Raw genomic sequence first — 12,831 nt, 5'->3', positions numbered from 1 at the left:
CACCCGCACCCCCCGAAAGAACCGGGTGGCGAAGCACCCCCCGCCATCCGCTATTGTTGTGCCGTCGCCCCACGGTGCCGATCCCGATCGGACCCGCGGGACGCATCCCTGGCAGGTTGCCCGAGCGGCCAATGGGAGCGGACTGTAAATCCGTCGCGAAAGCTTCGAAGGTTCGAATCCTTCACCTGCCACATACAGGCAAAACAGCCCCTGACCAGGTGGATTCTGGTCAGGGGCTGTTTGTTCAGTATCCCACAGGTGTGCGATCCGAGCCGTTAAGGATCACTGTTTCTGCCATTTCCCTGCCAAAAAATCAGCCTGCCTCGGCCCCGTCTCCGAGCGCTTCCTCGATCCGCCGCCTCGCCACATCGTCCTGGCCGTCAACACACTTGGCGTAGACCCTCAGCAGCACCTCGACGCTGTGTCCGGCCCACTCTGCGATCTGTGCCGGAGGAACGCCCGCGTTCAGCCACGTCGACACAGCAGCATGCCGAAGGTCGTACGGCCGCTTGGCCATCGGTGAGGCAAACTGGCGAGCCGTGAGCGCATCGAAGCGAGCGTTCCGCCAGACCATGCTGTAGACGCTGTCGTTGACCACTCCCCCACGGGCCGCCACGAACAACGGACCACCGCTCTTCGGTGGGAACCTCAGGACGTGCTCTCGAAGAATCTTTACCAGCTCTGGGCATGCCGGCACCGGGCGTACCTCGTCGGCGGCGCGGTGCTTGAGCCCACGTTCCTCATGCGGCTTACCGTTGTCAGTCCATGCTGAACCAGCCCTGGGCGCGGTCTTGGCCAGGTACAACGTGCCCCACCCCGTCTTGGGCAAGTCGCATTGGTCTTCTCGGAGACTCTTGGCTTCCGACGGCCGCAGCGCCGCGAAGTACATAAGCGCAAAGAACGCCTTCAGTTTCTCCCCGTAGCGGCCTTGGCTGCCGACACCATCCAGCAGAGCTCTGGCCTGCATCGGGTTCACCACCACACGCCGATCGACCAGCTCCGTAGACTTCGGCGCCTTCCAGCTGACCTGATCAATCGGGTTGGCCGCCAGCCGCTTAAGCTCCACGGCGTAGCCAAGCGCGTTGTAGAAGACAGCCCGCTTTCGGGTCACGCTCTTGGCCGCCGCGAGCGAGCCGTCCATCTTCAGGCTCAGCGCGTCAAGCGCCTTGCGGACGACTACAGCGTCTGCAAGATCCTTCAGTGGCAGCGAAGCCCTGGCAATCCACTCCAGCGCGTCCGCAACTTCCCGGGACTGTGGGCCGCGCGTCTCACTGCAGTTGAAGGCGTATCGATACAGAGCGCGCCGCAGCACGACGGCATCGGGGCGACCGTCACGATCCGCGGTAAGCGCTGGAGCAACGACTGCCAGTGTCTCGGCCACGCCGCAGCGAGAGTTCGGAGCCAGACGCGGCCACTTCATCGCCGCATACTCGACCAGATGCTCGTAGACGGTAAGGCCCTTGGCCTCGGGCTGCTTTGGAATCATGTGCTCTGGCAGGCCGGTCCCGGTGTCGAATGCGAGGCCTTCGCGCGCTGCGGTCAGGAGCTTCGCCCGGAAACCGTCAGCCAGACCTGATGTGTCGAACGATTCCCGAAACCAGCGGCCAGCGACCATCCACCGCAGACGGTAGGTGGTCTTCTTCTTCCCTTCGTACGTCTGGATGCTCCAGACGTGGACGTCGTAGGACGGGTCCATGGATCTACCTCCGTGGTGCGGGGCCGGCCCGCTACACGGGCCGGCCAGTCGTACTGTTCTCAGCGCCGGGTCTCGCAGCCCCTGAGAAACCGCTCCAACGCCGTTCGCCGGATCCGGATCGAGCCGTTGGGCAGTTTCAACGACTCCGGGGCCAACCCAAGGCGCCGCCACCGGTAGAAGGTGCTGCGTGCCACGCCGAGCTCAGCGGCGACCTGGTCGATGGTCAGGAACTCGTCTCTGGGCATCAGACTCCTTGCACAGGTGGCGCCGGTTGATCGGAGTGCGACTTCGCAGACCTCGTCAGAGGATCCGCGAAGTCGGCCGAAAGGAACTTCGGACCAAAGTCGGCACGTCCAAACTCCGGGAAGTCCGTCACCCGCCAGATCTCACAAAGGTCGATCACATCTGGACGCGCTGTAGCCGCTTCTTTCACACCGATCACCTGCTCGATGCGTTATAGCGCTGGTCAAGCACGCAACCACAGCCCGTGCTCTCGATCGAGTGATCATCGAGTCGGCCAACGCAAGCCACCACGATCTCCTCCTGCGCCCTGATATGGCCCGGACCGCCAAGCGCAAAAGTGCTACCTAGGTGCACCAGTCGGAAATCGGATGCACAAGGTGCTTGCCCGCACTCTGATGCAGCGACGAGCCGAGCAGCACAGCGCTCATGCAGAGCGAACCCCGCGTCAAGCGCAGCATTGGCGGCCACGGCGGCGACTTCGCCCACGCGTCCAGGGCGACGTTCGGCCCTCACCGTGATCACCAAGAACCCGCCGGGCTTCAGCAACGTCCGGCAGCCTGCCAAGACCTGCGTGAACCAGGCCATCATCTGGTCCCGATGCCCGACATCCAGAGCGTCACCGAAGCCATCGCCACGGCGGGCGCACGGCACTTGCACGCCATGGGCTGTCAGAGCGCTGGGGGGCGACACAAGAACCAGCGCCGCCTTGCCATACAGATCGTGGCCAAGGAGCGCCTCCATCCCGCGGGCATCACCACTCACGACTGCTGCGAAACCGGGTGCGCCACGGTCCGCGGCATTCTCGATGTTCCGCAGCGCAAGATCGACGTGGCCTTGGTCCCGCTCCACACCGATCGCCATCCGATCAAGATGCATGGCCTCGACGAGAGTGGTACCGATACCGGCCGTCGGATCGATGATCAGGTCACCGGGTCGCGTGTAGGTGGCGATGGCATGAGCCGCGATCGCCGGAAAGGTCGTCGCCGGGTACCCGTCGGGCTCCTGCAGGTACCTGTCACGGGATCGACTACTACGACCGAGCTGGGCAGTAGACCAAGCTGGCGGCGCGGATGTTGCGGGCGGTTCAGAGCGAGGAGGGATGGGTTCGGGGAGTGCTCGAAGCACAGGCTTCCCTTCGATGGTCCGTGCGCCCCGGCCAGATTGGCTGTTGACGCATTCACCCCTAGGAATCGATCGCCCAGCGCTCAGTCGGGGTCACTCTGGTGGCCCGTACACCCGCTGCTTCATCCCGCCAATCGCGACTCCGAGCACGGCATCGGCACTCGGATCCCATAGGCGGCGCCAAAGGCGCTCCGGCCGGGCACGCGCTACGTGCCGCATCGTCACACTAAGCCAGCACCCTGATACACTGCGACATCATCGCTGACTCTCGCCTCGGGGGGATCCTTGGCCCAGCAGCCGTCAACCAAACGCCTGGTTGAACTACTTCGCTCGGAAATCAGCCATCTTGAGAACGAGTACGAACAAAAGCTCGCTCAGGCCAGCGTCGCGCTGGTAGTCGAACGGGCAGAGCGCACTCGCGTCGAAAATGCGTACAAGGAGCTGTCCGAATCCATGACTGCCGAAGACGAGGAATCCACCACCCCACTCGAAGCGCTTCGTGGATACCGGAAGGCCCTCTGGGATGAGATTGACCATTTCACGCAGAAGGCCAACGCAAGCCGCCGCTACAGCAACATACTACAATGGACAATAATAGTCGGATCCGTTCTGGCTGCCGCGTTAACCACAGCCGGCGCAGCCTCAAGATCAGCACAAGATGCCCGGGTAATTGCCGCTATAACCAGCGGGGTGGTCAGCGTCGCAGCCAGCGCTGCGGGCTTCTTCAAGTATCGCGAGCGCGGCTTCAATGAACAGATGACAGCCGACGCCATAGAAAAGCATCGCCAGGCCGCGGAGCTAAGCATCGGCGAGTACGGCTCCGATATGTCCGAAGAAGAGCGGCTACGCTTGCTGGCCACCAACGTTGAGATTATCAAGGACGACCAGCGGAAGCGTGAGCTCCAGCTGGAACAGAAGTCTGAGGAACGCGGGGCGACTCAGGGCAGCACTGGCGCCTAATCTGGCCCGCCAACCACCGCGGTCCAGTCTCACTGCCGACTATCAGCGTCCGGGTGAACTCCACAACACCGTGCTACGGAGCCCGGTGAGCCCCTTTTCCATCTCAGGGTTCGGGACGGTCTACGGTGTAGCCGCCACCTCCGAACGACGTCGCAACCGTTGACAATAATCTGCATCCACTAGAGCGATGGCGACCTTTACAGGTTTCTGACCTGGTCTATTACAGCCCTTCTACACGCTCCTTATACTTCGGATCCTTTGCCTTGGCGGCGGGTCGAACCCGACCCCTCGAAGCCCCTGACTCAAGGGAGCCGCCATGTCCCTCACGGCCACACATAAGTCGTTCGAGGCCACCTCCATCGCGATCGCCGAGGAGTCTTTCCTCGCGCGTTTCTCCGACACATTCGTGCTGTCGATCCCCGGCGAGATGTTCGGAACTGCCTGGGCCGACCGTGATCTGTCCCTGGCTGAGGCGAAGCAGTTGTTGATGGGTCCGGCCGCCGAGGCGTGCGACCGAGTGTGGGCGAAGCTGGCCCACAACGCACGTCGCTACGGCGGCGATTGGAGCCTTGCGGCGGTAGGGATGGCCGCGCCGATGCTGAAGCGGATCGCGGCCGGCGCCTGTGCCAAGTTCGAAGGCATGCGGCAGGACGACCTGGCCGCCGAGGTCGTCGCCGCCTTCCTCTCACACCTGGCGGTCGTGGACCTGGAGCGAACGGGAATCCTGGTCCGGCTGCGCTGGGCGACCTGGCGTGCCACCGTGAAGGTCGCTCTGGCGAACACCGAAGCACCGGTGCCCAACTCGTTCATCGGTTCCATGCCGCCCGCGATGCCGTGTGCGCACCCCGACGTGGCGCTGGCCCGCGCTGAGCACGCCGAAGTGATCACTAGGGCGGAGGCTGACCTGATCGGGATGACCCGACTGGACGAAGTGTCGCTGGCTGAGGCGGCGGAGTGCTTGGGGATCACGGCGAACGCCGCGAAGATTCGCCGTCAGAAGGCTGAGGCACGGCTTGTCGCCTTCCTGACTGGCCAGCCGATCCCGGCACGCAAGGACCTCAAGCACGCCCGCACCCGATCTACGGTAGGTGCCGTCTCCCTCGCAGCTTGAGCCTCCCCGTGCAGCTCAACCGAGGTGACCCGATCGACGACAAGTAACTGATTCCTAGGTGCGACGGGATGGCTGTCAGCCATCCCGGAGCACCGACGGGAAGGCTCGATCGTGAACGACACGAACCACAAGATCCGCGCTGCGGTCCTGCTGACAGCGTCAGCTGTCTTGGCCGTGTTCGCTGTGACCCGCGCTCACGCGGACACCCGCCAGTACACCGTTGTCGCCGCAGCGACACTCGACCAGGTCATCGACAACGTCACAACGTGGCTGGTCGGGCTGCTCGCTGGCCTGGCAACGATGTTCCTCACCGTTGGCGGGGTCAAGTATCTGATCGCCTCGGGCGATCCGGGTGAGGTCGAGAAGGCCAAGGGCGCCTTGAGGTCTGCGGCGATCGGTTACGCCGTCGCGGTCCTCGCCCCCGGCTTGGTCAGCATCCTGCAGAAGATCGTGGGCGGGAAGTGACCACGTCGCATCCACGCCCCAATTCCGACTTCAGCCCACGTAGGAGCAGTGCCATGTCGTCATTCATCCGCCGAAGCCTCACCGCTATCACCGTGCTCAGCCTCGTGATCGCATCCTCGGGCTGCTCGCCGCATAAGCACCTGGTCCCGGCCAGAAGGGTGATTGTCATCCCCAGTCCTGGTCAGGCACCGCTCGCCACGATCCCGACCGGAATGGATTGGCTCAGCCGCTTCGTCGCCACCCACCCCGAACGCGCCGGTCGGTGACGTGCGCGCTCGCACATCCCACGCTCGCCGGGCGATGCTGGCGATTGGCGTAGCCGCGAGCATCGCACTGCTCATTACGGGTACCGCCTACGCTGCCCCCACACCGCCGAGCCCGACGCCTCCCGCACCAGGGCCTCCCGCCGCAGGCACAAGTCCCGGGATCTACGGTCCGCTGATCGGTGGCGGCACGATGTCCCCGCCGCCGGCGATCGGTCCGGGTCTCGCGCCGGCTGGCGGGTCCGATCCGTCATGGTGGGACGTCCCCGGCCAGATCGAAAAGGCGATCGATACCTGGTTCGGCGACCTGGTGAAGTCCGCCCTCGAGCCGGTGCTCAAGCTGGTCGGGTCCACGTTGCTGTCGAGCCCTGACTTGTCGGACGGTCGCGTCGCCCAGGTGTGGACCGGCGTTCTGATCACCGCCAACACGCTCTACATCTTGTTCTTCCTGGCTGGCGCGGTGATCGTCATGGGGCACCAGACGGTACAGACCCGCTACTCGATGAAGGAGATCGCCCCGCGCCTGGTCATTGGGGCAATCGCTTCGAATGCGTCGCTGTGGGCGATCTGCCAAACGGTTTCGCTCGGCAACGCCCTCGCCGCAGCCCTGATGGGCGGCAAGTTGTCGGCCGAGGGCATCGGCTCGCGGCTGACCTCGATGGTCGTCGACAGGCTGTTCCTGCCGTCCGGCATCACCCAACTGTTCCTAGTGCTCCTCGGCGGTGCAGTGGCGGTCATGGGCGTCGTGCTGCTGGTCACCTGCCTGATTCGTGCAGCGACCTTGTTGACCCTCACGGCCGGATCCCCGCTCGCCCTCGCCTGCCATGCTCTCCCGCAGACCGATCCTCTTGCCCGGCTTTGGTGGCGAGCGATCATCGGCTGCCTCGCTACCCAGGTTGCCCAGGCTCTTGTCCTGGTCATCTGCGTCCAGATCTTCTTTGACCCGAACGCCGACACGATCTTTGGGCTCCCGTCCGACGGTGGCCTGGTTGATCTGCTGCTGTGCCTTGTCCTGCTGTTCACTCTCATCAAGATCCCGATCTGGACCACCAGGGTCGTGCTCGGGCGTAGCGCAATGGGGGCGACAATGGTCGGCCGCCTCGCGCGCTCGTTCGTCTACTACAAAGCGTTCACCGTCGCACGTAGCCGCCTCGGCGGACAGGGGTCCCAACAACGTGTCTCAGGGGTCTGGCACAACAATTTCCGACCCGGCCCGCCAGCGCCAGGTGCGGGGCTGGCCCCGTTCCAGGGGCCGCGGCCCGGAGGAGGCGGTGGGCACAGCGGTTGGTCTCCGCGACCGGAGACAGTCACCGCGACCGCAACGGTTCATCGAAACGGCCCGACGTCTGGCGCTGAAGCCTCCGATGAACCGCATGCACAGCGCACGAACAGCCTGCCTGCGACTATCCCGCCGGGCCCAAGCCGGCGACCCCTCGCGCTTCCGCCCGGTCGCTCGACCAGGTTGGATCGGCTGGCCAAGGAACGCGCGGAGAACCCGCTCTCTAACCGCGGTGTTCAGGACGGCCTATTCCCGCCGATCAGGTCCACTAGCCCGCGCCAGGCAAATCCTCCCAGTTCGACAACGCAAGTGACTCGACGCCCTGGCGGCCAAGGCGAGAGACCTTCGACGGATCCCAGGCCACGCACGTCTGCCACAAGGTCGGACCCGTCGACTGTTCGCGCGCCCAGCGCCCCAACCAAGCGAACGTCAACGCCTAAGCCCGGCGGTTCGTCCGCCGAGAAGAGACAAGGGACTGACCGGCAATGACCCAGGATTACGGAACCGCCAGAATCCCCCAAGACGTGTCGCAGCCAGACAAGATCATGTTCGGTGCGACCGCGCGCCAGTGTGTAATCCTCGGCGGGACCGCCGGCGGGCTATGGCTTCTATGGCTCGTTGTGCGCCCGTTCATCGAGCCACTGATGTTCGCCGTGCCGGCCGGATTACTCCTGCTGCTGCTTGGGATCGCCGTTACCGCCGAGCGCGACGGGCTGACCGTCGATCAGTTGTTGTTCGCAGCGATCCGCCAGGCCTTCTCGCCGAGGCGACGAGTCATGGCGCCCGAAGGTGTAGAAGACCCACCTTCCTTCGTCGCGGATCTGTTTCGGAGCAACGTGCCGAAGTCCCCGGCCGCGCTTGGGCTTCATGTCCGCCAAGTCGGCAAGGACGGCACAGTCGACTTGGGCCCGGATGGGTGCGCAGCGCTCGCTTCGGCGTCCACCGTGAACTTCGCCCTTCGCACCCAAGACGAACAAGCGCTGCTGGTCGGCGGTTTCGGTCGCTGGCTCAACTCGCTCACCGGGCCGGTACAGATCACCTCTCGGATGACGCCCGCAGACCTCGGCAAGCAGATCAATACTCTGCGCGACTCGGCGCCAGGTCTCCCGCATCCTCTACTGGAAGCCGCCGCGCATAACCACGCCGACTTCCTTGCCGACATCAACGCCTCCGGCGCAGTGCTACACCGCAGCCTTCTGCTTACCGCACGCGAGCTTGACCCGAAGCATGCGCCCCGCGCAGCACGCCGAATCGTTGACACCGCCGCACTCTCGGCGTGCGAGATCGACGCGGTTCCCCTGGATTCGGTCTCCTCGCAGCTGGCTCTGTCCGCTGCCCTCGACCCCGATTGCCGATGAACGGAGCGCGATGATGCGGAACCTGACCCTCGCGGCTGCCGCCGCGAACATCCTCCCGATCAGTGCGAGAACTAAGCAACACGCTCAGGACAAGCTCGGCCTCGGCCCTTCCAGTCTGGTGGTCGAGACAAAGAAGCTCAGAATCGGCGAGTCCACCCACGCCGCATCATTCGCCGTCGCCGGCTACCCCGCCGAAGTCGGCAACGGCTGGCTGGAGCCGATCCTGTCCTACCCGGCGCGAATCGACGTCGCGATCCATATCGACCCCATCCCCGCGCGGATCGCCGCCGATCGCCTCCGCAAGCAACGTGCGCGCATCGAATCGAGCCGTCGTCACACCGCCGAACGCGGCCGGCTGGATGATCCGATGACCGAGTCTGCCGCCGCGGATGCAAGGGAACTCGCCTACCGCGTTGCCTGCGGCGAAGGGCGCCTGTTCGACGTCGGCATCTACTTGACTGTCTTCGCCTCCACCGAGGCCGAACTGGACGAAACCGTCGCCGCCGTGAGATCCGTGGCCGACGGGATGCTGCTGCGCCTGGTCCCGGCGACCTTTCGCTGTGTCCAGGGCTGGACCACAACGTTGCCCGTCGGGATCGACAGCCTGAAGATCCGTCGCACCTTCGACACTGACGCGCTGGCAGCCTGCTTCCCGTTTACATCCGACCAACTCGCACAGGCCACCGGGTCCACCTCGCCGGTACTGCTCGGCGTGAACGGCATGGGCGCTGGCCTGGTCTGCTTTGACCGATGGGCCCTGGACAACCACAACTCCGTAGTCCTCGCTCGATCCGGAGCTGGCAAGTCGTATCTGACGAAGCTCGACATCCTCCGATCCCTCTACACCGGGGTCCATGTGCTGGTCGTGGACCCAGAGCAGGAGTATGTGCGGCTGGCTGAGGCTGTCGGGGGTGCGGTGCTGGAGCTTGGGGCACCCGGAGTCCGGATCAACCCGTTCGATCTGCCCAAGGACGAGCGGTCGCATGATGCGGTGAAGCGTCGTGCGCTGTTCGCCCACACTGTCGTCGCGGTGCTCCTCGGGACAGAACTGACCGCAGGTGAGCGTGCCGAACTCGACTCGGCGGTCCTCGCTGCTTACGAGCGCGCAGGAATCACCGAGGACGTCCGTACCCATACCCGTGACGTCCCGACCCTTGCGGACGTCGCAGCCATTCTCTCCGCCAGCGGCAACGGCGAGGCTCGGTCGCTCGCGAATCGACTGACTCCCCACACCAGTGGCTCTTTCGCGGGACTTTTCGACGGTCCCACGACCACCGCCGTAGAAGGACATCTCGTAGTTTTCGCCCTCAAGCAGCTCCCCGAGGAGATGAAGGCGATCGGTACGTTGCTCGTCCTGGACGCGGTCTGGAGGCAGGTCACCTCGCCTGAGCGTCGCCGCAGGTTGTGTGTGGTCGACGAGGCCTGGCTTCTGATGAAGGAGCCAGCCGGTGCGAGGTTCCTGTTCCGCATGGCGAAAGCCGCCAGAAAGCACTGGGCCGGCCTCGCAGTCATCACGCAGGATGCCGCCGATCTACTCGGCACCGACCTCGGGCAAGCTGTCATCGCCAACGCAGCGACCCAGATCCTTCTACGCCAGGCACCGCAGGCGATCGAACAGGTCGCCACTGCCTTCCGGCTGTCTGCCGGCGAGCGTGCCTATCTGCTTACGGCCACCCGCGGAACCGGCCTGATCAACATTGGCACCAGCCGAGCTGCCTTCGCCGCTGTCTCCTCGGACGACGAGCACGACTTGGCGACCACCGATCCCGCGGAGTTGGCAAAGCTCGCTGAGCGCGTAGCAGCCGAGCCCGAGGGCGAGGACATCTGAGATGCACGCGAGCGCCTCAACGCCCCGCAGTCCGATTATCCAGTTCCTCGACAGCCCGCAGTCCTTCCTCGACTCGGCTGAGCGGGTCATCACGAACTTCTTCGACACCTGGTGGCAGGTCGCCACGCCAACCACGCTGGCCCTGGCCGGCACGGTGGCGGGCGCACACCTCCTCCTGCACGCTCGTCGTCGCCGGATCATGTCCACCGGGGCACGACTCGTCGAGATCCAACTGCCTCCCGAGGTCGGCGCCGACGCCGCAGCGAAGTTCTGGTCCCACATCCACGCCATGCTTCGCCCAACCTGGCGGCGATTCTTCGATGGCCAACCGCACCTGTCGTTCGAATACTGCTTCAGTAGCACGAACGCGCGGATTGAGATCTGGGTGCCAGGAGTCGTCCCGCCGAGGCTGGTGGAATCTGCCGTGGAGTCAGCATGGCCTGGGGCGCACACGACGGTGCTCAAGCCCGCAGCCGCCCCGATTCCGTCGGGTGTGAACACCCCAGCGACCGGCGGGCGCCTTCGGCTGGCCAAGACCGAAGTCCTGCCTCTGAACACCAAGCACGACTCCGATCCGTTGCGTCCGCTGTTCGGAGTCGGTGCCGGTCTACGGCCCGACGAACACATCGCCGTGCAGGTACTTGCTCGTCCTGCCACGGGCCGCAGGCTGCGGATTGCACGACGAAAGGTGCATCGCCTTCGGCATCACGCCATGGGCCTGCGGCGGAGTCGGCCCATGATGGTGCTCTCGGTGCTGGACGAACTCACACCCGGTGTGAAGAACGTCGCCTTACCCCTCAGCATCCGCGCGGATCCGATGGCCGCCGCCGAGGTACGTGCAGCTGTGGGCAAGACGACCGGGTCACTGTGGGAAGCCGAGATTCGATATGTCGTCGCGGCAGTCGACTCAGGCGGACCGCGACAGTCTGACGATCGGCTGCGTGGGGTAGCCGGCGCCGTCGCCGCCACCTTCGGTGTCTACGCGGAGCGGAACTGGTGGGCCCGCAAGCGTCTGCGACGTCCGATCGAGACGTTGCCGGGCCGGCATTTCGGCCGCGGGCATCTCCTGAATATCGCCGAGCTCGCCAGTGTTGCCCACCTACCGACTGACGCCTTCGCGCTCGGCGTCGAGCGCGCTGGCGCACGCTCTGTCGCGCCGGCCCCCGGCGTCGCGACCGCTGGCCGGTCCGTGAAACCGCTCGGCGATTCGGAGGCAGGACCTGCTCGCATCGTCGGGCTGAAGGTCGCCGATGCACGTCAGCACCTGCACATCATGGGTTCCACCGGCTCTGGGAAGTCGACGCTCATGGCCCGCTTGGTCTTGGACGATGCTGCCGCCGGCCGTGGTGTCGTGGTGGTTGACCCCAAGGGTGACCTCATTCCAGATCTCCTCGAACGGCTCCCGGAGCCCGCAGGTCGCCGCACGATTCTGATCGATCCGACGGCGCCCGGGCCGCATCCGACGCTGAACGTCTTGGCCGCAACCGCTGGGGACCGCGACCTCCTGGTCGACAACCTGGTCGGAGTCTTTCGTCGGATCTTCTCCGCACATTGGGGACCCCGAACCGACGACGTCCTGAGAGCGGCGCTACTCACGTTGCAGGCCACCAGTTCAAGCAAGGTGCTGGCGCGGGTGAAGGACCCGACCCTCATCGACGTGCCGGAACTCCTGACCAACGATGCCGTCCGGCGAAGAACTCTGTCTCGCCTCTCCGAGGACGACAAGGTGCTCCGCGGCTTCTGGCATGGCTATGACGCACTCTCCGAAGCTGGACGTTCAGCCGTTGTCGCTCCACTCCTCAACAAGCTGAGAGCCTTCCTGCTTCGAGATTTCGTGCGGTCGACCGTCGGCGATCCCGCATCCACGATCGACTTGCGTGAGGTACTAGACGGGGGAATCTTGCTGGTCAGAATCCCCAAGGGCGTCCTCGGCGAGGAAACGACGAGACTCCTGGGCAGCTTCGTGGTCGCCGCGGCGTGGCATGCAGCCGCGGCACGGACCAAGTCGGCGGAGGGCGCTCGCATCGACGCTGCGTTGTTTCTCGACGAGGCACACAACTTCCTGTCGATGCCGATCTCGATGGAAGACATGCTCGCCGAAGCCCGCGGCTACCGGTTGTCTCTCACGCTCGCCCACCAGAACCTCGCGCAAATGCCGACGGACCTGCGAGAAGGTATCTCGGCCAACGCCCGGAACAAGGTGTTCTTCAGCTGCTCTCCCGAGGACGCCAGAGCGCTCGCGGTCCACACCTCGCCGATGCTGACGGAGCACGATCTCGCGCACCTCGGCGGCTATCAAGCGGCAGTCCGCCTGAACGTCGATGGTGTACAGGCCCCAGCGTTCACCGTCCGCACCCTCCCACTTCCCTCGGCCGTCCCGGGCCGCGCCGACCGCATCAGGCAGCTATCGAGAGAGGCCACCAGCGCTCGACGTAGGGAGATCGAACAGGCTGACCGATCCTCTGTGAACCCGGGCGCCGTATAGCCCGAGCCAGCCGACCTGCCC

At 65.0% G+C, this 12,831-nt stretch carries 11 protein-coding genes and 1 tRNA gene; 9 read left to right on the top strand and 3 right to left on the bottom strand.

Annotation, left to right across the window (positions count from 1 at the left end):
- The first annotated feature begins 110 nt into the window (after nt 1-110).
- A tRNA-Tyr gene (locus tag GWK61_RS07175) sits at nt 111-191 on the top strand.
- A 122-nt stretch (nt 192-313) separates the two neighbouring features.
- Here GWK61_RS07175 and GWK61_RS07170 read toward each other — a convergent pair.
- From GWK61_RS07170 to GWK61_RS07160, 3 genes are all read right to left on the bottom strand, one after another.
- Entirely contained in the window at nt 314-1,696 is a 1,383-nt protein-coding gene (locus GWK61_RS07170; RefSeq protein WP_194906291.1) for a tyrosine-type recombinase/integrase, read from the bottom strand.
- 59 nt (nt 1,697-1,755) lie between these two features.
- Nucleotides 1,756-1,941: a helix-turn-helix transcriptional regulator gene (locus tag GWK61_RS07165; RefSeq protein WP_194906290.1), complete on the bottom strand. Its 186-nt coding sequence runs from the start codon at nt 1,939-1,941 to the stop codon at nt 1,756-1,758.
- A gap of 193 nt (nt 1,942-2,134) precedes the next feature.
- Complete coding sequence (locus GWK61_RS07160; RefSeq protein WP_194906289.1) at nt 2,135-3,064, bottom strand: DNA methyltransferase; 930 nt, start codon at nt 3,062-3,064, stop codon at nt 2,135-2,137.
- A 282-nt stretch (nt 3,065-3,346) separates the two neighbouring features.
- Here GWK61_RS07160 and GWK61_RS07155 point away from each other — a divergent pair, with 282 nt between their 5' ends.
- The 8 genes from GWK61_RS07155 (at nt 3,347) to GWK61_RS07120 (ending at nt 12,810) form a co-directional block, all read left to right on the top strand.
- Nucleotides 3,347-4,021 (top strand): DUF4231 domain-containing protein, encoded by a 675-nt coding sequence (locus GWK61_RS07155; protein WP_194906288.1) that lies wholly within the window; start codon nt 3,347-3,349, stop codon nt 4,019-4,021.
- Between the two features lie 316 nt (nt 4,022-4,337).
- The gene (locus GWK61_RS07150; RefSeq protein ID WP_194906287.1) at nt 4,338-5,132 is read left to right on the top strand and encodes a hypothetical protein; all 795 of its coding nucleotides are present in this window, start codon (nt 4,338-4,340) and stop codon (nt 5,130-5,132) included.
- Nucleotides 5,133-5,243: 111 nt separating this feature from the next.
- Nucleotides 5,244-5,597, top strand: coding sequence for a pilin (locus GWK61_RS07145; protein ID WP_323747444.1), 354 nt, complete (start codon nt 5,244-5,246; stop codon nt 5,595-5,597).
- Between the two features lie 53 nt (nt 5,598-5,650).
- Nucleotides 5,651-5,863 carry a hypothetical protein gene (locus GWK61_RS07140; RefSeq protein WP_194906286.1) on the top strand — a complete coding sequence of 71 codons (213 nt, stop codon included), beginning with the start codon at nt 5,651-5,653 and terminating at the stop codon, nt 5,861-5,863.
- Nucleotides 5,864-6,053: 190 nt separating this feature from the next.
- The gene (locus GWK61_RS07135) at nt 6,054-7,628 is read left to right on the top strand and encodes a TrbL/VirB6 family protein (RefSeq protein WP_194906285.1); all 1,575 of its coding nucleotides are present in this window, start codon (nt 6,054-6,056) and stop codon (nt 7,626-7,628) included.
- On the top strand, nt 7,625-8,497 hold the full coding sequence (locus tag GWK61_RS07130) for a PrgI family protein (protein WP_194906283.1): 873 nt from the start codon (nt 7,625-7,627) through the stop codon (nt 8,495-8,497). Before GWK61_RS07135 ends, GWK61_RS07130 begins: the two co-directional genes overlap by 4 nt.
- Nucleotides 8,498-8,510: 13 nt before the next feature.
- Entirely contained in the window at nt 8,511-10,325 is a 1,815-nt protein-coding gene (locus GWK61_RS07125; protein ID WP_194906281.1) for a VirB4 family type IV secretion system protein, read from the top strand.
- 1 nt (nt 10,326) lies between these two features.
- Entirely contained in the window at nt 10,327-12,810 is a 2,484-nt protein-coding gene (locus tag GWK61_RS07120; RefSeq protein WP_194906279.1) for a type IV secretory system conjugative DNA transfer family protein, read from the top strand.
- The last annotated feature ends 21 nt before the right edge of the window (nt 12,811-12,831 follow it).

This window comes from Catenulispora rubra, from assembly GCF_015356825.1.
Classification (GTDB): Bacteria; Actinomycetota; Actinomycetes; order Streptomycetales; family Catenulisporaceae; genus Catenulispora; species Catenulispora rubra.
Note: the sequence above shows the minus strand (reverse complement) of the source record. Positions and strands in the feature narration are given on the sequence as shown.

Excerpts from the sequence above, each read along its gene's own strand:
- GWK61_RS07170 (WP_194906291.1), bottom strand. The coding sequence starts at position 1,696 with ATGGACCCGTCCTACGACGTCCACGTCTGGAGCATCCAGACGTACGAA.
- GWK61_RS07165 (WP_194906290.1), bottom strand. The coding sequence starts at position 1,941 with ATGCCCAGAGACGAGTTCCTGACCATCGACCAGGTCGCCGCTGAGCTC.
- GWK61_RS07150 (WP_194906287.1), top strand. The coding sequence starts at position 4,338 with ATGTCCCTCACGGCCACACATAAGTCGTTCGAGGCCACCTCCATCGCG.
- GWK61_RS07140 (WP_194906286.1), top strand. The coding sequence starts at position 5,651 with ATGTCGTCATTCATCCGCCGAAGCCTCACCGCTATCACCGTGCTCAGC.
- GWK61_RS07135 (WP_194906285.1), top strand. The coding sequence starts at position 6,054 with ATGTCCCCGCCGCCGGCGATCGGTCCGGGTCTCGCGCCGGCTGGCGGG.
- GWK61_RS07130 (WP_194906283.1), top strand. The coding sequence starts at position 7,625 with ATGACCCAGGATTACGGAACCGCCAGAATCCCCCAAGACGTGTCGCAG.
- GWK61_RS07125 (WP_194906281.1), top strand. The coding sequence starts at position 8,511 with ATGCGGAACCTGACCCTCGCGGCTGCCGCCGCGAACATCCTCCCGATC.
- GWK61_RS07120 (WP_194906279.1), top strand. The coding sequence starts at position 10,327 with ATGCACGCGAGCGCCTCAACGCCCCGCAGTCCGATTATCCAGTTCCTC.